At 41.7% G+C, this 22,965-nt stretch carries 17 protein-coding genes; 10 read left to right on the top strand and 7 right to left on the bottom strand.

Features of this window, described 5'->3' with window-relative positions; all coding sequences use genetic code 11:
- Positions 1-220: 220 nt before the first annotated feature.
- The 7 genes from O3603_RS01785 to O3603_RS01755 form a co-directional block, all read right to left on the bottom strand.
- The gene (locus tag O3603_RS01785; protein ID WP_371519958.1) at positions 221-1,819 is read right to left on the bottom strand and encodes a hypothetical protein; all 1,599 of its coding nucleotides are present in this window, start codon (positions 1,817-1,819) and stop codon (positions 221-223) included.
- 33 nt (positions 1,820-1,852) lie between these two features.
- Positions 1,853-2,059 carry a hypothetical protein gene (locus O3603_RS01780; protein WP_371519955.1) on the bottom strand — a complete coding sequence of 69 codons (207 nt, stop codon included), beginning with the start codon at positions 2,057-2,059 and terminating at the stop codon, positions 1,853-1,855.
- A gap of 736 nt (positions 2,060-2,795) precedes the next feature.
- Positions 2,796-3,578, bottom strand: coding sequence for an acyl-ACP--UDP-N-acetylglucosamine O-acyltransferase (lpxA, locus tag O3603_RS01775; protein ID WP_371519953.1), 783 nt, complete (start codon positions 3,576-3,578; stop codon positions 2,796-2,798).
- A 31-nt stretch (positions 3,579-3,609) separates the two neighbouring features.
- A complete protein-coding gene (locus O3603_RS01770; protein WP_371519950.1) occupies positions 3,610-4,989 on the bottom strand; it encodes an efflux transporter outer membrane subunit in 1,380 nt (459 codons plus the stop codon).
- A 21-nt stretch (positions 4,990-5,010) separates the two neighbouring features.
- Positions 5,011-8,274, bottom strand: coding sequence for an efflux RND transporter permease subunit (locus tag O3603_RS01765; protein WP_371519947.1), 3,264 nt, complete (start codon positions 8,272-8,274; stop codon positions 5,011-5,013).
- 114 nt (positions 8,275-8,388) lie between these two features.
- A complete protein-coding gene (locus O3603_RS01760; RefSeq protein WP_371519944.1) occupies positions 8,389-9,720 on the bottom strand; it encodes an efflux RND transporter periplasmic adaptor subunit in 1,332 nt (443 codons plus the stop codon).
- A gap of 278 nt (positions 9,721-9,998) precedes the next feature.
- On the bottom strand, positions 9,999-11,423 hold the full coding sequence (locus O3603_RS01755) for a CCA tRNA nucleotidyltransferase (RefSeq protein WP_371519940.1): 1,425 nt from the start codon (positions 11,421-11,423) through the stop codon (positions 9,999-10,001).
- A 593-nt stretch (positions 11,424-12,016) separates the two neighbouring features.
- Between O3603_RS01755 and O3603_RS01750 the strand changes: the two genes are divergently transcribed.
- The 10 genes from O3603_RS01750 to O3603_RS01705 all read left to right on the top strand — a co-directional run bounded on the left by O3603_RS01750 (position 12,017) and on the right by O3603_RS01705 (position 22,964).
- On the top strand, positions 12,017-12,181 hold the full coding sequence (locus O3603_RS01750) for a single-stranded DNA-binding protein (protein WP_371519937.1): 165 nt from the start codon (positions 12,017-12,019) through the stop codon (positions 12,179-12,181).
- 45 nt (positions 12,182-12,226) lie between these two features.
- Positions 12,227-14,320: a hypothetical protein gene (locus O3603_RS01745; protein WP_371519934.1), complete on the top strand. Its 2,094-nt coding sequence runs from the start codon at positions 12,227-12,229 to the stop codon at positions 14,318-14,320.
- A gap of 756 nt (positions 14,321-15,076) precedes the next feature.
- Positions 15,077-15,625, top strand: coding sequence for a DUF1599 domain-containing protein (locus O3603_RS01740; RefSeq protein ID WP_314868261.1), 549 nt, complete (start codon positions 15,077-15,079; stop codon positions 15,623-15,625).
- Entirely contained in the window at positions 15,618-17,738 is a 2,121-nt protein-coding gene (locus O3603_RS01735) for a BT_3928 family protein (protein WP_371519931.1), read from the top strand. Before O3603_RS01740 ends, O3603_RS01735 begins: the two co-directional genes overlap by 8 nt.
- Positions 17,739-17,813: 75 nt before the next feature.
- Complete coding sequence (locus O3603_RS01730) at positions 17,814-18,503, top strand: SPOR domain-containing protein (protein ID WP_371519928.1); 690 nt, start codon at positions 17,814-17,816, stop codon at positions 18,501-18,503.
- 171 nt (positions 18,504-18,674) lie between these two features.
- Entirely contained in the window at positions 18,675-19,268 is a 594-nt protein-coding gene (gene folE, locus O3603_RS01725) for a GTP cyclohydrolase I FolE (RefSeq protein WP_155716205.1), read from the top strand.
- 30 nt (positions 19,269-19,298) lie between these two features.
- Complete coding sequence (locus tag O3603_RS01720; protein ID WP_371519925.1) at positions 19,299-19,901, top strand: DUF4840 domain-containing protein; 603 nt, start codon at positions 19,299-19,301, stop codon at positions 19,899-19,901.
- Between the two features lie 32 nt (positions 19,902-19,933).
- Positions 19,934-20,683, top strand: coding sequence for an exodeoxyribonuclease III (locus tag O3603_RS01715; RefSeq protein WP_371519922.1), 750 nt, complete (start codon positions 19,934-19,936; stop codon positions 20,681-20,683).
- 10 nt (positions 20,684-20,693) lie between these two features.
- Positions 20,694-21,446: an SGNH/GDSL hydrolase family protein gene (locus O3603_RS01710; RefSeq protein WP_371519918.1), complete on the top strand. Its 753-nt coding sequence runs from the start codon at positions 20,694-20,696 to the stop codon at positions 21,444-21,446.
- A 36-nt stretch (positions 21,447-21,482) separates the two neighbouring features.
- On the top strand, positions 21,483-22,964 hold the full coding sequence (locus O3603_RS01705) for an MBOAT family protein (RefSeq protein ID WP_371519915.1): 1,482 nt from the start codon (positions 21,483-21,485) through the stop codon (positions 22,962-22,964).
- Position 22,965 lies beyond the last annotated feature (1 nt).

Here is a 22,965-nt window from a genome sequence, read left to right as displayed (position 1 = left end):
GTCTATCTCGGTTCGTAACAGAGGGTACCTCGGTCCTATACTGAGGTACCCTTAGTCCTATACCGAGGGGGGCTTAGTCCTATACCGAGATACCCTATTTTATAATGCGTTGATTATCAAGTAGTTATAAGAGGATTGTTTTACCCCTATTTTGTCCTGTTTTTTCGCATTAAACTTCGCCTTTTAGAGGGAGACACCAGTAAAGGGGCAAGCACAAGGACTATTCAAACGCCTGCACCCTAGCTCCTATTTCACGAATTGTATAGAACACATAGCTATAGTACTGACCGAAATCATACGAGAACTTTAGGTAGTATGCACTTTCGCCTCCAGGACGAGCTCCAGGAGAACTAGATGACCAATAATAGCCTTCTTTACCAACGTTGTACAACTGACCTTTGTAGTAGTAACCTAAAGCAGGCAAATAAAAGTACTTGTTTGCCTCAGAAGGAGAAAGCAGACTTTCATCTGCATTGGTCGATTTAGGAGTACCATTATCATTTCGCCTATCCCATGCTCCAGGCGAGTTGTTTATATCGTATCCGTTTATGTATGCTTTCTTCTTAAACCACATGCCTCCTTTATATAAATGGCCCATAGTAGTCCATAACTCGTCTGCATCCCAATGACAATCGCCCTTTTCACAATACCAGTACATCTCGTTCACATTAGGAAGACCTGCGCAACTCTGGGTAGCATCGAAGCGACCTGAACCGCCGCCCTCGTTTTTATAACGTGGATCACTATTGCTCTGGGCGTAGTTTAGATTGGCTGGCTGTGAATCAAGCGTTGGCTGCCATGGACTCGCGCTATTCCATTCGTGACCTGCCCAATAATTCTGCTGAGCATCCCACATATAGTACTTTGTTCCGTCGTAGTCGCGTACATTGAGGTTAGCCGTCATATCGTAGTAGGTGTTGGGAGCGTACGTTTTTTGGGATAGAATTTTAGTTATAGTGCCCCTTACTCCTGTTGCCTTGTCCTTTACCCAATAACGTACCCTTAAGGTATGAGTTCCTGGCTTAATCACCATGTAAGCACCGTTAGTTGTTCTGCTAGCTACATTGTTAGTCAAAGGGAAACCGCTGTTGTAGCTGCTGCCACTTGTTGGGTCTTGTGTCACTAAGATTATCTTTTTGCCGTTTGTTACTGCAGAAGCATCTAATGCACCTGTTGTTGGGTTGACAGTGTATTCCTCCGCTATATCGTCGTTGGAGCTTACTTCTATCGATGTTAGGTAACAGTTCTGTAGAATTGTGTTACTTGTGTAAGGCTGGAAAACTAAGTAAGCTGGCTGATGCTCCAATTCGAACGCAAACTGATTCTTGCCTGTCACCTTTTGTGCAGTAGCTGTGCCGTAATCGCCCGCTGTGCCTAAGTGCGCAGTATTGTCTGGGCTGGTTTGGAACTGATATATTGAGATACTTACTGAGTTGCTGCTGCTGTTCTTGCCCAAGTAATAAACCTTATAGCTACTACTTGCAGTAAACTTGCCTGGCACTTTATACTTAAAAGAGGCTACCTTTTGGTCTGGAGCGTTCGTACTCTTTTGCAATACGCCGTCGTCGTCCTTTACGTAGATATAATCGCCTGCTTCCCAATAGAAGTCTCCACTGGTGTAATCCATTGATGTACGGGTCTTAGTCTCGTCACCTGCAACAAAGGTAGTCAGGTTCTTGTCGTTATCCTCATTGGGGTTCGTTGGGTTCTGGGCTACATCCTCGTTAGCGCAGGATGCAAAAGCCAAGGCTATACCAAACACGACTGCCAAAGACTTTAGTCGTGCGGTAAATGAATGTTGTTTCATTGTTTTCTTCATTGTTACTTTGTTCTCTTTGTTAATAACTCTCTGTTAGTCTTCCCATGATGGGTCCCGGTTCTCTTCGTCCTTGTCTTCCTCCCATGACATTGAAGCCTTTGCACTTGAAATGGTACCGCCATGATGACCTGGTCTGTGCTGACTCGGGAAAGACGCATCCATCAAATAAGTGGCTTCGTTGACTTGAATTATCATACACGCTGGTGCAAAATAACTCTTCTTTACTTGCTTTTTTCTCATTACTTCATTGATTAAAATAGTTATTATTTCGTTCTTATTTTGCTCTAAATCGAATTCACAAAAGGGCATAAAAAAGCGAACAAAGGAAACTCCTAGAAGTCCTTTGTTTACAGGGGTTACGGCACGCTTCGCGCGCGCGTATGCGAGAAGAAAAAATGTGTTATTAGACGCTAGGTGCGCATAGTGTGTGTGTGTGTGTGTGTTAGCAAATTATTTGGATTGACCAAAGATAAAGTGCAAAAAGATGCAAAGAATCTGATAATTCTTTGCAGTACTTCATTCACTTGATATGTTATTGCTAATTGTTTCACGGCGGCAAAGGTAAGAAGAATAAATTAACTAGCCAAATAAAATAGGGAAAAAGAAGTCCTCAACAATCAACCTCACCAGCCTCACCCCCGACCCCTCTCCGAATGGAGAGGGGAGTGAATAGTACTGTTTGCTAGGGATTTGTGGGAGGTTTGCTGGAGAATTTGCAGGAGGATTTGTTGGTGATTGGATAGTGGTTAGATAGAGATATACCAGGTGTTTACAATATAATAAAGATGGCTCAAAGGATATGTCATTAAAAGAATATGTCTCTCTGGCATTCTGTCTAAAGAATATGTTACTAACGCTTTCACGTTCCTTTGTTACTTTGTCTTAAAGATTCGTGCGTTACTCTGTCCTAAAATAACAGAAAGACTAACCTCACGGCCAGTCTTTCCTCTCATCAAAAAAAACATTGATATGAAATTTAGATTTTACTAATGATTCCTTCTTCCGTTGCTCGCACAAAGTCGACGATATTGCGAATCTCGTGCGAAGCAGGCACTTGTTGTTCTATCTGAATACAAGCATCAAAAATTGAGGTCTGACCATGGAACAACAGACGATAAGCGTTGGCAATGTGCTTGAGAATCTTCTCATCAACACCGGCTCTCTTATCAATAGTTGTATTCACACCATGATACTCAATCGGTGCACCGCCAGCGATAATATAAGGAGGAACGTCCTTCGAGAAGGTAGTACCAGCTTGTACCATGGCATATTCACCTACCCGTGTGTTCGCTTTCTCTACAACGTTTGAAGAGATAATCGCTCCCGTTCCAATCTTACAATCGCCTGCAATCTTTGCACCATATCCAAAGACACACTTGTCACCAACGACGGTGTCATGGCTAATATGTGCACCTTCCATAAGGAAGTTATTCGAGCCGATAATGGTTTTGCCGCCACGGTGTGTGGCACGATTGATAACCACGTTCTCTCGAACAATATTGTTATCACCCATCACCAGTTCGCTTTTTTCACCCACGAAATTGAAATCCTGTGGTAAAGCAGCAAGCACAGAACCTTGGTGAACCTTGTTTCCACTTCCCATTCGAGTACCATTCAAGATGCTAACAAAGGGGAAGATAACGCAGTTATCACCGATGACGACATCGTCTTCTATATATACAAATGGGAATATCTTACAGCCGTCTCCAATCTTTGCTTTCGGAGAAACTTCAGCTTTTGGACTAATTACGCTACTCATACTCTTGAATACTAAGAATTAAACAAACGATTTACTTAGAACCACCACCAAGTGCATTATACAGATTGACGATAGATTGTAGCTTCGTAAACTGCTCTTTCACTTGTGATATTTCTGCGTTAAGTAAGCTCTGCTGAGCAGTGATAACTTCAAGATAAGTGCTTGAGCTTTGTGCATAGAGCATCTGTGTGTGCTCTACATTCTGCTTCAGAACATCTATTTGTTGTTGCTGTAACTTCTCTTTCTCACCAGCTGAATTATAAGCAACAAGGGCGTTGCTCACTTCTGAACCAGCCTTGAGAATACTATTCTGCCATGTGTTATATGCTTGCTTATACTTATCTTCAGCAACACGCAAACCTGCTTTTAATTGTCCGCGCATGAAGATGGGCTGTGTCAAACTACCAACTACACTCAAGAGCAACTTACCTGGGTTAACCATACCATTGCTATTGGTCCACGCACCAGTAGGTGATATGTTCAATGCTGGATAGAAACGACTGCGTGCCTGCTGAATATTATAGAAGCATTGAGCTAACGCCATTTCATTTGCATGCACATCGGCACGATTGCTTAGAAGTTGTACACCAATACCACCTGCGAAATTCGCCGGTAAGCTCTGATTGGCTAGACTACCGCGAGCAATACCTTGCGCAGGTTCACCAAGAAGAAGACTAAGAGCGTTCTCGGTCTCACGTATCTGACGACGGATGTCTGCGCCCTGTGTCTGTACACTATAGTAAGCTGCTTCTGCACTCTGAACACTCGTTGAACGAGCACGTCCATACTCCATTTGGAGTTTCATCATGTCCCAGGTGTTCTTTGTCAGTCCTGACATATCATCTACTATCTGCTTCTGACGATCGAGCATCAGCAGTGTGTAATAGAGATTAGCTACGTTACAAATCAGACTGGTCTGCACTGCAACCTTATAATCCTTTGACTGAAGAAGGAGCATTTGTGCAGCTTTCTTCTCCGAACGTAGCTTACCAAAGAGATCAACATCCCAACTTGCAGAGACAGGGAGTGTGTAAGACTGGGTGGAAGGCGTGTGCGAACCAAAGTGGGAGATCGTACCCATCGGTGCGAAGACCACAGATGGTAAGAACGCCAACTTTGATGTCTTCACCTGCTGTTCGGCAATATCAATATTCAATGCAGCATTGAGTAGGTCGGGATTATTATTAAGAGCTTTCTCAATAAGTGTCTGTAATTGAGGATCGGTAAAGACACTGCGCCATGGGAGGTTACCAAAGTCATTGGCTCCCTCAAGCGTTCCTTTGTCATCAACAGGGTCTCTCACAATCCCACTCGTCTTCACATCGGGACGCTCGTAATTGCCGTAGAGACTCTTACAGCCTGTCAATGACAGGGCTGCAAGGGCTATGATGATTATATTTTTATTCTTCATTATTGTTCTTTTAATATAGTACTACTCTTCTACCTTATAATCATGTGCAGATCCTTTCGCAAATTGCTCAAGTTCCTTTATGACATCATGATTAGCCTCATCTTCAAACTCGATAGGCTTAATACGCTCTTGTAAGTACTGGAAGCCAGCGAACAGAGCTGGTACAACAAATACCTGACAGAGTGTACCAATCAACATACCTCCGACGGCAGCAGCACCTAATGTCTGGTTACCATTATGACCTACACCGCTTGCAAACATCAATGGTAATAATCCAATGATCATCGCTAAAGACGTCATCAAGATAGGACGAAGACGTGCACCAGCACCTAAGATGGCTGCATACTTGATTGCCATACCTGTTCGACGACGCTCAAGAGCAAACTCAACGATAAGGATGGCATTCTTAGCCAACAATCCAATCAACATAATCAAGGATATTTGCATGTAGATATCGTTGCTATGCCCGAAGATCATCGTGAATATGAACGCTCCTGCAAGACCAAATGGTATAGACAAGATAACGGCTAATGGGAGGATATAACTCTCATATTGTGCACTAAGAATCAAGTAGACAAACACGATACAAAGGACGAAGATCATCGCTGTTGAGTTAGAAGACTCTTGCTCTGAACGTGTCAAGCCAGAGAACTCATAGCCATATCCCTGTGGTAACACTTGTTTTGCCACTTCCTCTGCTGCCTTAATAGCCTCTCCAGAAGAGACCCCATTTGCTGGTGTCGCATTAACAGCAATAGAGGTAAAGAGGTTGAAACGAGTGATATTTGACGGTCCATAAACACGCTTCAACGTACAGAACTCACTTACTGGAGCCATACCTGCTGCTGTTCGAACATAGATGTTATTCATGCTCGACTCGTCCATGCGGCTCTCTGCTGTTCCTTGTATCATCACACGGAAGAGCTTACCGTATGCATTGAAGTTGGAAGCATACATACCTCCATAGTATCCCTGCAATACAGAAAGAATAGCAGCTGGTGATGTACCTGCCTGCTTTGCTTTCGCAACATCTACATCCACCATGTATTGTGGATAGTTCGGGTTGTAAGTGGTAAGTGCTCGGCTAAACTCTGGACGCTTGTTCAAAGCAGCGAGGTAATCCTGTGCTACTTTAAAGAACTTATTCAAGTCGCCACCTGTCTTATCCTGTAAAGAGAATGAAAGACCATTCGACATACCATAGCCAGGAATCATTGGTGGTGCAAAGGCTAGTATCTGTGCACCCTTAATACTAGCTGTTTGCTTATAAATCATACCCAAAATCATGTTAGAAGAGGTTGGGTCAATGAACAATCCAGCAATACCAGCACCCGTGAATACTGATTTAATACGATCAAACATACCATATTCACGCTCAGCAAAAGGCTTCAACTTAACAATAAAGGTTGACTGGTTAGAGCCCTGTCCAGCCAAGAAGTTGTAACCGACTATCTGCTCACGACGTTCAATGTAAGGGTTACTTGCTAACATCTTATCCACCTGATCGGTCACTTTCTGAGTTTCTACTTGTGATGTCCCAGGAGGTAAACTAATCATGGCAAACAAAGTTCCAGTATCTTCATCTGGCACAAGTCCTGTCTTAGTAAACGTCATTGTAAGAACAAGAGCCACGAAACCTACAACAACAGCAGAGCCTGCTATCCAACGATGGTTGATAATCTTCTCAACTTTTTTCTGATACTTAGCATTGATCTTATCATACTGTGTATTGAATGCCATGTGGAATCTATCAATGCGTGAAAGCTTCTTATGTTCCTCATCATTGTCATGTGGCTTCAAGAAAATAGCACATAGTGCAGGTGACAATGTCAAAGCATTCAGAGCAGAGATAACGATTGATACCGCCATTGTTACACCAAACTCACGATAGAAAGTACCAGATGTTCCACCAATAAATGATACTGGCACGAACACTGCTGACATCACCAAAGTAATAGAGATGATAGCTCCTGAAATCTCATTCATTGCATCAATGGCTGCAGTCATCGCACTCTTATAACCTAAATCGAGCTTTGCATGAACAGCCTCAACCACCACAATGGCATCATCGACCACAATGGCAATCGCTAATAACAATGCTGACAAGGTCAAAAGGTTGATGGAGAATCCAAACACCCATAGGAAGAAGAATGTACCAATCAATGCCACTGGCACAGCAATCATAGGAATTACTGTCGAACGGAAGTCTTGCAAGAAGACATACACAACAAAGAATACCAACACAAGTGTGATAACCAGTGTACGAATAACTTCCTCTATAGATGCAAAAAGGAACTCTGTTACATCCTGTTCTATCGTCACTTTCATCCCTGGAGGCATCTGTTTCTGTGCATCAGCCAAGGCTGCTTTTACATCATCGGCAATCTGTGTAGCATTTGAACCTGCCACCTGGTTAACCATACCTAATACAGCAGGTTGACCATTGTTACGCATGGCAACAGAATATAGCAAACCGCCCAATTCCACCTTTGCAACATCACGTAAATGTAATGTCTGCCCATTTGTATTGCTTGAGATAATGATATTTCCATATTCTTCTGGCGTCTTCAAACGTCCCTTATAGCGCATAGTGTACTCAAACTTGAGCTTACTTTGCTCACCAAAGGAACCTGGTGCTGCCTCAATATTCTGTTCTGCAAGAGCACCAGAGATATCAGAAGGAACAAGACCATACTGCTTCATCTTATCTGGCTGGAGCCAAATACGCATTGAGTAAGTCTTCATACCAGGTATATGGACGTCACCTACACCATTAATACGCTTCAACATTGGAACGATATTGATGTTGTTATAGTTCGTCAAGAACTCATCATCATATCGTCCATCATCTGTTGTCAAGGAGTACATGACCACATTCGAACTCTGACGTTTCGATACAGTCACACCCACACGGGTAACTTCAGCAGGTAACAAAGCCTGTGCTTGTGACACGCGGTTCTGCACATTGACTGCCGCCATGTTTGGGTCAGTACCTTGCTTAAAGTAGACTGTAATCATAGCCATACCAGCGTTAGTTGCAGTTGACTCAATATAAGTCATATTCTCTACACCATTGATACTCTCTTCCAATGGTGTAATAACTGAATTCAATACGGTCTGCGCATCAGCTCCTTGATAGGAGGTTTGAATGGAGATCGTAGGTGGTGCGATGTCCGGATACTGCTCGATAGGCAGTGACATCAAACCGATTATACCCAAAAGTACGAAGAAGATGGATATAACCGTTGATAAAACCGGTCGTTTAATGAAATTCGTAAATGTCATAACGATTATTCTTTTGAATCATGGAGATGGGTGAAAAATAGCCTAAGAAAACTTACTTCTCACAGAGAACAGCCCCTCTGTCTCCACTCATAACTCCTAAATCCTAACTTCTAATTACTTACTTTCTCCCTTCATAGTCTTTAAGAAACCTGAAGCAGAGCTCTGATTCTCACCCAACTTCTCAGCTTTCTTAATGGCTTCTTCATACTCTGCTGGAGTCAATGCCTTTATCTTTGCACCATCTTCCAAACTTGAGATTCCCTTGCTAACAATGCGGTCACCCATCTTTAATCCACTAGTAACAATATAATTGATACCATCATTCTGTGGGTTAATGGTTATCTCGCTGTAATGTACCTTATTATTAGCATCCACCTTATAGACAAATACCTTATCCTGCACCTGAGTGGTTGCTTCTTGTGGAATCAACAATGCATGATTATTGTTCTTAGCGATAACAATTTGTCCACTACCACCACTCTTCAACAAATGTTCGGGATTAGGAAAACGTGCAATAACGCTGATTGTTCCTGTTGCTGGGTCAATGATACCACTCGTCTTGACAATGGCTCCCTCATGATTATAGGTTGAACCATCTGCAAGCAACAAACTTACACCTGGGAACTTCTTAATGGCATTACTCAAACCATCGTCTGCACGGCTCAGTTTCAACACGTCAGCCTCGGTCATAGAGAAGTAAACTTCTATTGTAGAAGTGTTGCTAACGGTTGTTACTGGCTGTGCAGAAGAGGCACTTACCAAGGCTCCCTCTTTGAAAGGAAGACTACCGATGTAACCAGAAGCAGGACTCTTTACATAACAGAAGCCAAGGTTATCCTTTGCAGTTGATAGCATTGCTTGCGCTTGACGAACACCTGCTTGCGCTTGACGAACAGCAGCTTGCGCAGAAGCGACACCACTTTGTGCTTGGCGAACAGCAGCTTGTGCCGTTTCAAAACTATTCTTTGCTGACTGCAACTCATAGTCGCCTATCACCTTATTATTATATAGGTTCTTACTATTTGAGTAAGTCAAACGAGCGGTAGCAGCCTGTGCATTAGCCGAATTAAGACTTGCGTTAGCCTGGACAACACCAGCTTCAGCCTGTGCTACAGCACTCTGAGCGGAGTTAACCTGTGCCTCAGCCTGACGAACAGCAGCCTGATAAGTGGAGTTATCCACAACGAAGAGCACCTGACCAGCATGCACATACTCACCCTCATGTACGTATAGTTTCGTGATAAAGCCGCTCACCTTTGGGCGAACCTCTACATCCTGAACACCCTTAAGCGTAGCTGGATAAGTTGTCTTTAGCTGTGCATTAGATGCACCAATCGTAATCACAGGATACTCATCACTTGTAGGAAGCCCCTGCTGACCGCCTCCACAACTGGTCAATAACGCCACAGTTGCAGCTACGAACAATAAGATTTTATTCATTTTCATACCTATTTAATATATTATATTCATTCTTTTTATCTTGCCATTCACCTCTTTCGCATAAGAGATGTGCATACATCTCGTATCTGACTGGTTTCTTCATAAAAGCAATGCATACTAAAAACCAAAGTATAATACTTGAGTTTTTCAGTATGCAAAACTACTCATTAATCATTAAAGATACTTATTTTGCAAATAACATTTAACAATTATTACCTATAAACATACCATTTATGACTCTTATCTATAACCTCCTTTAACAATGGATGTTATCTTCTTCATTCTTAAATCAGCCCCAATTCACTTGCCTTATTGCGCAAAAGTTCCATTAAAGGCTCTCGTTCGTTTGCCACTTTATTATCAAGTACGGCATCTTTCAGCGTCTGCTTCAATATACCCACCTCTCTACTAGGTTTTAGATGGAACATATCCATGATTTCATTACCATCTATGCAGGGTTGCAACAAGCGTTTGTAGTCACGCTCCTTCAAGTCTTTTAGTTTCTCACGAACGATTCGGAAGTTATCAAGAAAGCGTTGTTTGCGGGCAACATTCTTACTCGTTATATCCGCCTCACACAGAGTCATCAAGTCATCAATGTCTTCGCCAGCATCATTCATCAGTCGTCTCACGGCCGAGTCGGTCACCTCTTCATCGGCAATAACAATCGGACGCATGTGTAAGTCTACTTGCTTTTGCACATACTTCATCTTACTATCCATTGGTAACTTCAACCTTCGGAAGATTTCAGGTACCATCTTTGCACCAACATAGTTGTGGTTATGAAAGGTCCAACCCGCTACGGAATCCCACCGTTTGCACTTTGCTTTACCCACATCATGCAACAATGCCGACCATCGCAACCATAAGTTATCCGTATGCTTACAGATATTATCCAATACTTCTAAGGTGTGATAAAAATTATTCTTATGTGCTCGTCCGTTCCTAGTCTCCACGACATCCAAAGCAACTAGCTCTGGTAAGATGATTTGCAAGAGCCCACAACGATACAAATCAATAAAACCCTTGCTCGGTGTTGGCGTCATCATAATTTTGTTCAACTCCTCTTCTATGCGTTCCCCACTAATAATCTTTATTCTTTCGGCATTGCGTTCCAATGCCTCGAAGGTCTCATCTTCAATAAAGAAATTTAATTGTGTAGCAAAACGAACGCATCGCATCATACGCAATGGATCGTCAGAGAAGGTTACATCAGGGTCTAAGGGCGTGCGAATGATACCATCCCATAGGTCGTCAACACCACCGAATGGATCGACTAACTCCCCAAAACGAGCCTTATTCAAACACACTGCTAGGGCATTAATGGTAAAGTCCCTACGATTCTGATCATCCTCTAGTGTACCATCTTCTACCACAGGTTTCCTACTATCATGGCTGTAACTCTCTCGTCGAGCACCTACAAATTCAACCTCCGTGTGCTTATATTTCACTTGAGCAGTACCAAAGTTACGGAATACCGAGAGGTGAGCTTTCTTACCAAGAATGGCTTTCAATTCGCTAGCTACCTGTATACCACTCCCCACCACAACAACATCTATATCATTAGAAGGGCGTTCTAAAAACAAATCACGCACATAACCGCCCACTACGTAACACTCCAGTCCGAGTTTATCGGCGGCATTGGAAATATGATGAAATATATCTTTATCTAATAATTGTGCCAATTCGGCATCTGAAAGATCTCGCATAATTAAATGTTATCTTTGTATGAATAGCAATGCAAAGATACGTAAATTTGTTAAGTCATACAAATTAAGTATCATGTAAAATAAGGTAAGCTGAGCACATCCTCAAGCTGAGTTGTATTTGAAGGAAGAACGAGCAATATTTAAAGGAAGGCTTAGCTATATCTGAAGAGAGGCTTAATTGCATTGGAGCAAAGGCTTTCTTTAAGACAAGAAGAGCGTATGTTAGTTTAACACAAATACTTAGGTAAATTATAGAGAATTTTATATACTGATACTACTTTTAGTTAATTATCCTTATCAAAAGGGCGTTTTCTTATCCGTCTTAGTACAAAATACAAAAATAATAGTACCTTTGCGTCCCCAAAAGAGAGTAAAGATAAATAGATCTTATTCAACACTATAAAAACGAACGAGGCCGCAATAGCAATAACAACTGAGTTTGTTTTCATTTGCATTGCCCATTCTTTCCTTCTTAATAAAGGGACTCTATAACTATTAGAGAGGATGGATGATTGCCGTAAAAACAATCAAGTCGGTAACGACAAGAGGCAGAAAGAGTTATACAAGACAAATAAATATAAAGGACAAGACAAATGAAGAGAGTATACGAAAAGCCCTCAACAACAATAATATTCATGGAAATAGAGGGTAACTTGTTAATGGATAGTGCACATGGCACAAAACATGAAGGTTTCACAGAGGGAACTGATTTAAGTCCACACGTCAAAGATGGAACTGATGATGATAGTCCATTCTAAGGGAAAATAGGATTAAACGAATATCGAAAAACGAATAACAGCAATATGAAATATACAAATCTATTAAAGACTTATGCCTTATGTATGGGTCTTGCTTTAAGTGTTGTGTCTTGTTCCAAGGATGATTTTGGAGATGGCGACACAACAGATGAACAACTAGTAGAGATGTCTTTCACATCCACAGGATTGGAAAAGCCTTCAACAGAAGAGGCTGCTTCTCAATCTAATCAAATAAAGACTCGCACAGTATTAGGCTCTGACGGCTCAACTGTTACTTGGCAGGCAAACGATAAGATTGGTATTGGCTTTAAAGGAAACCAACCCAAGAATTATCCCTTCACCACTCCAACTGCAGGAAGTGATGTGCGTTTCTGGGGACAAGCACCAGATGTCAATAATGTATCATACTTTATGATGTATCCTTATCAGCAGGATGCAAAGATTTCAGCAAACAACAACACCCAAGCAATATATCAATACAACTTTCCAAAGGATCAGAACGCTATTGCAGGCACATTTGATCCAAAGGCGAATGTATCTGTTGGTATCATTCCACAGCGTGGAAAACCATTCGTTGCATACAATGTTGGTGGTTTGCTCCGCTTTACCATCAAAGGAACTTCAAACGTAAAGCAGGTAAAGTTACTTTCTATTGGGCAGGAGAACCTTGCTGGTAACTTAAAGTCAACCATCACTTTTGCTAATGATGGAAAGATTAGTGCGGCTAAAAACGAGTTCACTACGGCTTCTCCAGTGGTGAACTTCAAAGCCGAGTCTGGCAACCTTGAGGAGAACAAGGCATATTATATAGCACTCCCTGAACAAAAGCTTTCACAGGGTTTGACGCTTGTCTTTATCATGCAGGATGGCAAAGCTATCTTGAAGAAGGTTAAGCAAGTAATCAACATTCAGCGTGCCAAGGTTTACGACCTCGGTGAGATGACGCTTGATCCGTCTAAGGCTAAGGCTTTCATTCTCAAAAACCAGGGTCTAATTGAGGCTGTTGCAGCGAAAGTGGTAGGCGGCTTAACTACAACCGCAGATGGTCACTTGGATATTTATGCGGCAGACAACTTGGAGAAGATCCTTTCTTACAAGGGAATGTTAGAAGTAAATAACAAAGACAACTTCACGTCAATTGATGAGCTACAATACTATCGTAATATTAATGGTCTGAACCTTCAAGGTAACAAGAACCTTGCAGGAGAGCTCAATCTCAATAAGTATCCACAGCTCACTGGACAAATAGTAATTAGTGGTAGCCCATTGGTCACAAAGATTAATGTGACTGGATTGGATAAGATAACACAGTTACAAACGCATCATCTGGATGGAATGACAGAAATTGTAACTGGTGGTAACACGAAGCTCAACTTATTCGCATTGTATAATAACAACAGCCTTCAGTCGGTTGATGCAAGCAATATGCCTGCATTAACAACCTTACAGACATATTATAGTCCTAATATACAGACTATCAACACCACCAATTCACCAAACTTGAACGACTTTAATGGTCTCTCTAATGGTAGTCTTCAGAACTTCATAGGATTGTCAGATAACTCAAAACTACAGAGATTTTGGGCATCAGGTTCAAAGATTGAAAGCTATGACTTCAGCAAGATGACAAATCTAAGTAATGTCAACCTTGCAAGTGCTGCAGTGAAAGAAATTAAAGGTCTGTCTGCTGCAGGTGCTAACTTGAAAGAACTTCAGTTATCAAATACCCATGTAAGTTCATTGGATGTATCAAACAATCCAAACCTCACCAAGCTTGACTTGTATAATGTAAGGGAGATGACAACAGTGGATGTAACGCATAATCCAAACTTAACATATTTGCGAACTACCTTCCTTCCATTGACAACGCTTGACTTATCGAACAATACAAAGTTAGTAGAATTAAGTATTGCACATAATAAACTTTCATCATTTGACATACGTCACATGCCAAACTTGGCGAAGTTTTACGCTGGTAGTCAAAGTCCAAATGGCTTCTTGGCAAATATTACAGTCACAATGACTGCTGCACAAAAGACAAAATTAGAACAAGTAAAGCCGTTCTTAGAAAGTGCTAATGATAACAGAGCCAATTACGATGACACGAATAGCTGGGTAAAAGTAGTAGTAGCACCATAAGACTATACTGCATTTACACATACATCCACAGAGCGGGAACACCTTTAACAGGCGTTCCCGTTTTTATATAATCACTCTATCGAAGTGTATCAAATAAAGAGAAAGGTTTTGTAAACGATAAAGCGTTAGCAAATATCTCCTTGTAACGTCTTTAACTCACAAATTCATACCCAGCGAACAAGTCCTTTCCTACCCAGCGGTTGGGTATCATCGTACCCAGCGAATAGGTAGACTTCTACCCAGCGGTTGGGTAGACAAGGACTTACTCGCTGGGTACAATACAACCCATTCGTTGGGTATAAAACAAGCAATAAAAGGATGTTTTAAATATCAAAAAGCCTATCCCTAGAAACACAAAGATTCTTCGCGAAGAAAATCAAAATTGTTCGCGAACAATTCCCAAATTCTTCGCGAAGATTTTTTAACCGAATCTATGCTTATCACGGAAGTAGGACTTGTAAGGCACGGGAGTACATCTTGTGGGGCACGAAATGTACTTTCGTGCCCCACAAAAGTACATTTCGTCGATGTTAACAGTTACGCCCCTCGCCTTAACTATTGTTTACATATAGGGTTGCACAAAATACCTAACGTGCGTCTCCATCAACTGCCAATAGGTTAGAAATTCCGCACAGATAGGTTATAATGCTCTTCCATGAATCCCCGCCAACCAGCGAAACGGATGGTATTAGTTGTTAATTCATTCGTTTATTACAATGAAATTAAGTATTTTTGCAGGCAAATCGATTCATAACAATGGCAAGTCAATTGACAAAGACACAGCAAGAATTTAAAGACATACTGGCTGAATGTAGAGAGCTCTTTAGTAAGAAGCTCCATGATTATGGTGCCTCATGGCGCATTTTACGCCCCTCTTCCCTCACAGATCAGCTTTTCATCAAAGCCAAACGCATACGCTCGTTAGAGATTACAGGTGAGAATCTCGTTGGAGAGGGAGTACGCCCCGAGTTCATCGCATTGATTAATTATAGTATTGTTGGACTGATTCAACTATCCAAGGGCTTTGTTGATAGTGTTGACATCACGTCCGACGAGGCACTCAATCTCTACGATACCTATGCCAACGAAGCCTACGAACTAATGGTAAAGAAGAATCATGACTATGGAGAGGCATGGCGAGATATGCGTGTGAGTAGTTACACAGACCTTATTCTCACTAAGATTGAACGAATCAAGGAAATCGAAGATCTTAATGGAGAAACACTCGTCAGTGAGGGCATAGATGCCAATTATATGGATATAATGAATTACGCCGTTTTTGGTGCTATCAAGCTACATGAATAAATTAAAGACACTATTAGTAAACCTCAGTCGTGCGCTGTTAGCCTTGACATTTATCTTTTCTGGATTTGTTAAGGCTATTGACCCACTAGGTTCGCAATATAAGATTGCGGAATACCTAGAGGCAGTGCAATTATCGGCTTATGTACCCGATTGGGCACAGCTAATGGTGTCGATAGCCCTTTCTGCCATAGAATTTACACTGGGTGTAATGCTCCTCTTGGCCATCCGCCGTCGATTAGCCAGTAAGATATCTTTGCTTTTCATGGCTGTGATGACAGCTGTAACATTGTGGTTGACCGTGAGTAATCCGATACAAGATTGTGGTTGTTTCGGAGATGCCATACACCTAACCAACACGCAGACATTTATTAAGAACATTGTTTTGCTTGTTGCAGCAATCATTCTTACACGCTGGCCTTTACATCAGATGCGCTTCGTCTCAAAGACGAATCAGTGGATAGCCTTCTATTTTACGATTGTCTTTATCTGTATTGCGTCATTATTGAGTCTTTATCATCTGCCTATCTTTGACTTCCGTCCTTATTATATCGGACAGAACATCAAAAAGGGTATGGAGATTCCCAAGGGGGCTAAACAAACAACCTATAAGACAACCTTTATCTGTGAGAAGAATGGTGTAACAAAGGAATTCAATGAGAATAATTACCCTTATAATGACTCTACATGGGTATTTAAAGATACACATCAAGAGATACTTGAGCAAGGATATGAACCACCCATACACGACTTCTCTATCACGAACGAACAGACAGGAAACGATATTACGGATAGTATCTTGACCCATAAAGGATATACCTTCTTACTCATTGCTCCTGTCTTGGAAATGGCTGACGATAGTAACTTTGGTGATATTGATGCTATCTACGAATATGCAAAGGAGAACGGCTATGGATTCTATGGATTGACAGCTAGTACAGATAAGGCTGTACAGCATTGGAGGGACATCACTGGTGCGGAATATCCTTTCTATACGACTGACGGCACAACACTAAAAACCATCATTCGTAGTAATCCGGGCTTGGTACTGCTCTACAAAGGTACTATCATCAATAAATGGAGTCATAACGATTTGCCCAAACAAGCCGAACTCAATGCCCCACTCTCCCTCATAGAAATAGGGCGCGAACCGACTAATAACACGTGGACAAAGATTATGCTCATCATTGTGTGCTACATCTTCCCCTTGTCATTCCTGATTGCCGCTGACCGCATTTGGTCATGGACAAGATGGGTAAGAAAGCGTGAAGAGTGGCTCAAACAGAAAGAAGATTGGGTGAAGCAAAAGGAACAATCAAATAAATTATATCAACTTTTAAAACGTAAAAAACAAATGAGAAAGAAAATCGTAGCAGGTAACTGGAAGATGAACGAGACCTTGCAGGAAGGTATCGAACTAGCAAAAGAGATTAACGAGTCACTCAAGGCAGAGAAACCTAATTGTGATGTTGTTATCTGTACTCCATTCATTCACCTCGCAAGTGTTGCTCAGGTATTAGATTCAAGCGTTGTTGGACTTGGCGCAGAGAACTGTGCAGACAAGGAGAAGGGTGCTTACACAGGTGAAGTATCAGCAGCAATGGTAAAGAGCACAGGTGCACAATATGTTATCCTTGGTCACTCTGAGCGTCGTCAGTACTATGGAGAAACAGCAGAGATCCTCAAAGAGAAGGTTCAATTAGCTCTTGCTAATGGTTTGAAGGTAATCTTCTGCTGTGGTGAAACTCTTGAAGAGCGCGAGGCAGAGAAGCAAAACGAGGTAGTAAAGGCAGAGTTGGAAGGTTCAGTATTCAACCTCTCAGCAGAGGAATGGAAGAGCATTATCTTGGCTTACGAACCAATCTGGGCTATCGGTACAGGTAAGACAGCTACTTCAGACCAGGCTCAGGAGATGTTAGCCTACATCCGTTCTATCGTTGCAGAGAAGTATGGTAAGGAAGTAGCAGAGGACACTTCTATCCTCTATGGTGGTAGCTGTAAGGCTAGCAACGCACCAGAGTTGTTTGCTAAACCTGACATTGATGGTGGCTTGATTGGTGGTGCTTCATTGAAGGCAGCTGACTTCAAGGGTATCATTGATGCTTGGAAGAAGTAATCCATACAAATATTAATGATGAGAGGGAGTCACGTTCCGTGATCCTCTCATCACTTTTCAATTAGAATAAAAGACATGAAAAGACTCCTTACAATCATAGTTCTCATACTGACAACCATTACAACAACTTATGCTCAAAGTTCGGTAACTGTAACGCAGAGTTCCGATATTGATGCATTAGTCAATGGTAAGAAAACAGCGAAGAAAGCTAATAAAGAAAGCAAGAGAGTAGAGAGTCAGCGTGAACAATCACGCCAGTCAATAGGCTCAAAGATTAAGACTCCAGATACAAAACAACTGTCAGTTCCTAAACTGAACGACCACAAACCAGAGATTGCACGACCTGATAATAACACCTTACAGCCCGTTAGACAAGTTGGAACTAAGCTAGTGAAACGTTTAGTAAGAAGGCCTCATGATCCAACTTTCGATGATATAGACGATGGCAAACAAATTGTAACCAAACGTGTAAAGAAAGGCATTAAAAAGGTTAGGGGATTTCGTGTTCAGGCTTATAGTGGTGGAAACACGCGTATAGCTCACCAACTAGCAGATAAAGCGGGACAAACAGCTAAAGAGTTATTCCCCAATCAGCCTATCTATGTTCACTTCTATGCGCCACGTTGGATGTGCCTCGTCGGTAACTTCACAGACTATAACACTGCTAAAAAAGTAATGTTGAAGTTGCGTAAAGAAGGCTTTTCCCAGGCGAATGTTATACGCATGATGGTTAGTGTGAAGACGTCATCATTTTTAGACAACTAAATGTAGTCACACCTTATATATTATATATACACCCAAACAACACCCTTACTAGGGTAACAGGCTATGCCCTTATATGGATAAAGCTCTATACCCTTACGACCATATCGGGCAATACCTTAAATAGGGTAATAAGTCCACTTCATAAACAGCAATAATCAGAAACAACATAATATGACCCCAGAAGCACAATTCCGTGATGGTTTAGACGAACTCGCGGCACATTATAAAGAGATACTAACACTGCTTGGTGAGGATCCAGCAAGGGAGGGTTTAGAGAAAACTCCAATGCGAGTTGCTAAGGCAATGCAGGTTCTTACACGTGGATATACACAAGATCCTCATAAGGTATTAACGGATGCTCTCTTTGAAGAGAAGTATAACCAGATGGTGATAGTCAAGGATATTGACTTCTTCTCGATGTGTGAGCACCATATACTTCCATTCTATGGCAAGGCTCATGTGGCGTATATTCCAAACGGAAAGATCACTGGTTTGAGTAAGATTGCACGTGTTGTCGATATATTCTCTCATCGACTTCAAGTGCAGGAACGCCTTACCGAACAAGTTATGCAATGTATCAATGACACGTTGAAACCACAAGGTGTGATGGTAGTCATCGAGGCGAAACACATGTGTATGCAGATGCGTGGTGTGGAGAAACAGAACTCTATCACCACAACAAGTGCTTACAGCGGTGTGTTCGAATCAAGTAAAACCCGCAACGAGTTTATGAACTTACTGCGTGGAGAGACCAAACGGATATAATAACGACTAATATTTAAAAGGAGAAAAGTTATGAATAAGGTTTTAAAAGTAGCCACACTAACATTCGTGGCAATCGTTACAATCAACTTCTTTACGGCATGTTCTAAGGAGAAAGATACACCAAGTATTAATGTTGAACAGCTCTATCAGAACATCAATGGCAATTACATTGGTACTGTAAAGCTGAGTAATAGCAATGGTGACTTGGGCTCAAAGAATACGACATGGACAGCTAATAAGGAGGTGATAAGTGTTAAGAATATCAATGGTGACGAACTTGCAGCTGGCGTAAAGAACCACTCTTCAAAGTTATATCAAGCTCTCTTGAATGCTACGAATGGTAAGCTAGAAGTAATTATAACGAGTTTTAAGCCACAGGAACAAATGATTTCCTTCAGTGCATCAGCTAAACTCAGCTTCACCATCAATCTCGATGGACAACAGGTAGAGGTTATTGGCACAGGAGGTTCATTGCCTTTCTCTTGTTTCTATGCAATGCCTACACAAGAGATGCACTTTAATTTCACCATTAGAGACCTGAAGAAGAATAATGGAAGAGGTGGTTTCACTCCCCTATCCACCGATTACAACTTGCCTATAACATTTGAGTTTGAGTCACAACAAAAGAGTTAATAATACATTAAAGACGATAGAAAGGAAGATATATGAAGTTTATTTCATGGAATGTAAATGGTCTTCGTGCCTGCGTGGGCAAAGACTTTGAGCAGCAATTCAAGGACTTTAACGCTGATTTCTTCTGTTTGCAAGAGACGAAGATGCAAGCTGGTCAGCTTGATTTAAGCTTTCCTGGATACGAATCATATTGGAATTACGCTGATAAGAAGGGTTATTCAGGTACTGCGATATTTACAAAACATAAGCCATTGAGCGTTACTTATGGTATTAATATTGATGAGCACGACCATGAGGGACGTGTTATTACACTAGAGATGGACGATTTCTATCTCGTAACGGTCTATACACCGAACTCGCAAGATGAGCTTCGTCGGTTGGAATATCGCATGAAGTGGGAGGAGGACTTCCAATCCTACCTACACAAACTAGATGAGATTAAGCCTGTCATTGTGTGTGGTGATATGAATGTTGCGCATCAGGAGATCGACTTAAAGAACCCTAAAACAAACCGCCGAAACGCAGGCTTCACCGATGAAGAGCGTGAGAAGATGACCCAACTATTGAATAATGGATTCATAGATACCTTCCGCACGCTTTATCCAGAGCAAGTAACCTACTCTTGGTGGTCGTATCGTTTCCGCGCAAGGGAGAAGAATACGGGGTGGCGTATCGACTACTTCCTTATCTCCGAACGCTTGAGAGATCGATTAATCGATGCTAAGATTCATACAGAAACTATGGGTAGCGACCATTGCCCAATAGAGATTGACTTAAAGTAAAGTAGCTCTTATGTATGCCCAAATCAAATCATTGTTATTGATGGCTGTAGTTCTTGCAGCCATCATAGCCTATGCTTTCTCTCCAAAAGAGATAACTTTGGGCAGCTACACAATAAGGAAGATAACACTTACAAGTATCTTCCTACCTGCTAAAGAACCACAGAAAGAACACAAGAAGAAGTCTAAGACCATTCATCGCAACCAAACTATTCTCTTCATCGGAGACTCTATGGTGGAAGGACTATCACGTCGCTTGGGTGATTACGCAGGTGAGAATGGGCATAAACTATACTCTGTTATATGGTATAGCTCATCCACTGAACGATGGGGAACGACGCATACTCTGGAACATTACATCGCTAAATACAAGCCAACCTACATCCTTATCTGTCTTGGAAGTAATGAGTTATTCATCAACGACCTCGCTAACAGGGCACAATATGTTAGTGAGATGGTTAAGAAGATAGGCGATATTCCTTTCGTTTGGATCAGTCCTTCGGATTGGAATGGAGATACTGGTATCAATGATATCATCAAAGAAAGAGTAGGTGCAGGGCATTTCTTCGATAGTAGACACTTAAAACTAAAGCGAGGAAGTGACCATTATCACCCTACATGGGAGGCTGCTGCTTACTGGATGGATACGGCTGCAAAGTTTATTGCCAGTAATAAGTGTGACAATCCATTGCAGCTCAATTCTCCTAAAGCACATCACAAGGCAACAAACACAAGTTTGTTACAACCAGCATTTGAAGGCTTTTAATCCATAAAAGGAAAGTAAGCTAAAGAATACAGAAGCATGACAGAACTATCGCAGCTAACATCCACGTTCCTTGATTTCTTATCCTCACAAGATAAGAACTGGTCGTTGTGTACGCTGTCATTCATGGCTTGTTTCCTCGTTTTCTTTGCTCTTTACATTCCACTTAGACACTATCGTCAGCAGTGGACAAAGGTTTATGTCATTTGTTTTAGCCTCTTCTTCGCTTTCAAAGCGAATGGTGCTTTGATGTGGCTATTGCCTTTCACCACCTTTGTATCATGGTATCTAACGCGTTCTATGATGCGTTTAAAACATGGAAAGTTGCGTAAGACGGGCTTAGCCATCACTATTTTCACAGAGTTGATACCCCTACTCTACTATAAATACACAAACTTCACCCTTGAAATATTCCATGAACTCCTCCGCAGTAACTTCTCTCCTATGAAGTTACTCTTGCCTGTTGGTATCTCTTTCTTTACTTTCCAAGCCATCAGCTACACGGTGGATGTTTATAAAGGGAGGTATCCAAAGACTGCAAAACTACTTGATTATACATTCTATCTGACGTTCTTTCCCCTCCTCATTGCTGGTCCTATCACCCGTGCCGAAGTATTATTACCACAGATTCAAACCCCTAAAAGGAATATCAAGAGTGCCCTTGTGTATAAAGGACTGTGGTTGATTGTCTGCGGATTGATAAAGAAGACGCTCATAGCAGACTATCTTGCGCAATATAACAACATAGTGTTTGATGCGCCAGCAGTGCAGAATGGCTTTGGAGATCTTATGGGTGTGTTGGGCTTCTCGGTGCAGATTTACTGCGACTTCTCGGGTTACAGCGACCTAGCTATTGGTGTTGCTGCCCTGATGGGATATGAGTTAAAGGACAATTTCAACTTCCCTTACCAAAGTCTTAACCTCACGGAGTTCTGGCATAGATGGCATATTGCACTTTCAACATGGGTTCGCGATTACCTATATATCCCTCTTGGAGGTAACAGAAAGGGTACTGTTCGCACTTATCTCAATAGCTTCTCTGTCATGATTATTGCTGGTTTATGGCATGGGGCATCGTGGATGTTCATCGTATGGGGCGTTATGCACGGTATAGGACTTGTCGTTCATAAGTTTTGCAACAACAATGGTCTGAAGCAGATACCCAATTCCAAGCCTATAAAAGTTGCTTGTTGGTTCATCACCTTCGGCTATATTTCACTCGCATGGATATTCTTTCGTGCCCCTAATATGGACTCTGCTCTGACATTGATAACGAATATCATTCAAACAACTAGGCTGAGTGATGCTTACACTTTCCTGTTAGAATACCCGCTCTGGACGGCAGTTGTACTCATTAGTTTGGAACTTCACAGCATTAAAGAGGCTGATTATGAATGGTTACAAACGAAGTTCATCCGCTCACCATGGCTGGTGAAGCTCGCTATCTTCGCCTTTGTTCTGCAATTAGTCATCAACTTTAGCCAGCATAGTATACAACCTTTCATTTACACGCAGTTCTGAT

The sequence above is a fragment of the Prevotella sp. 20925_1_30 genome, assembly GCF_041433025.1.
GTDB lineage: Bacteria > Bacteroidota > Bacteroidia > Bacteroidales > Bacteroidaceae > Prevotella > Prevotella vespertina.
This window is presented reverse-complemented; position numbering and strand designations above follow the sequence as displayed.

Bases quoted from the DNA above. Each gene is read 5' to 3' on its own strand.
- O3603_RS01785 (WP_371519958.1), bottom strand. From the start codon at position 1,819: ATGAAGAAAACAATGAAACAACATTCATTTACCGCACGACTAAAGTCT.
- O3603_RS01780 (WP_371519955.1), bottom strand. From the start codon at position 2,059: ATGAGAAAAAAGCAAGTAAAGAAGAGTTATTTTGCACCAGCGTGTATG.
- lpxA (WP_371519953.1), bottom strand. From the start codon at position 3,578: ATGAGTAGCGTAATTAGTCCAAAAGCTGAAGTTTCTCCGAAAGCAAAG.
- O3603_RS01770 (WP_371519950.1), bottom strand. From the start codon at position 4,989: ATGAAGAATAAAAATATAATCATCATAGCCCTTGCAGCCCTGTCATTG.
- O3603_RS01765 (WP_371519947.1), bottom strand. From the start codon at position 8,274: ATGACATTTACGAATTTCATTAAACGACCGGTTTTATCAACGGTTATA.
- O3603_RS01760 (WP_371519944.1), bottom strand. From the start codon at position 9,720: ATGAAAATGAATAAAATCTTATTGTTCGTAGCTGCAACTGTGGCGTTA.
- O3603_RS01755 (WP_371519940.1), bottom strand. From the start codon at position 11,423: ATGCGAGATCTTTCAGATGCCGAATTGGCACAATTATTAGATAAAGAT.
- O3603_RS01750 (WP_371519937.1), top strand. From the start codon at position 12,017: ATGAAGAGAGTATACGAAAAGCCCTCAACAACAATAATATTCATGGAA.
- O3603_RS01745 (WP_371519934.1), top strand. From the start codon at position 12,227: ATGAAATATACAAATCTATTAAAGACTTATGCCTTATGTATGGGTCTT.
- O3603_RS01740 (WP_314868261.1), top strand. From the start codon at position 15,077: ATGGCAAGTCAATTGACAAAGACACAGCAAGAATTTAAAGACATACTG.
- O3603_RS01735 (WP_371519931.1), top strand. From the start codon at position 15,618: ATGAATAAATTAAAGACACTATTAGTAAACCTCAGTCGTGCGCTGTTA.
- O3603_RS01730 (WP_371519928.1), top strand. From the start codon at position 17,814: ATGAAAAGACTCCTTACAATCATAGTTCTCATACTGACAACCATTACA.
- folE (WP_155716205.1), top strand. From the start codon at position 18,675: ATGACCCCAGAAGCACAATTCCGTGATGGTTTAGACGAACTCGCGGCA.
- O3603_RS01720 (WP_371519925.1), top strand. From the start codon at position 19,299: ATGAATAAGGTTTTAAAAGTAGCCACACTAACATTCGTGGCAATCGTT.
- O3603_RS01715 (WP_371519922.1), top strand. From the start codon at position 19,934: ATGAAGTTTATTTCATGGAATGTAAATGGTCTTCGTGCCTGCGTGGGC.
- O3603_RS01710 (WP_371519918.1), top strand. From the start codon at position 20,694: ATGTATGCCCAAATCAAATCATTGTTATTGATGGCTGTAGTTCTTGCA.
- O3603_RS01705 (WP_371519915.1), top strand. From the start codon at position 21,483: ATGACAGAACTATCGCAGCTAACATCCACGTTCCTTGATTTCTTATCC.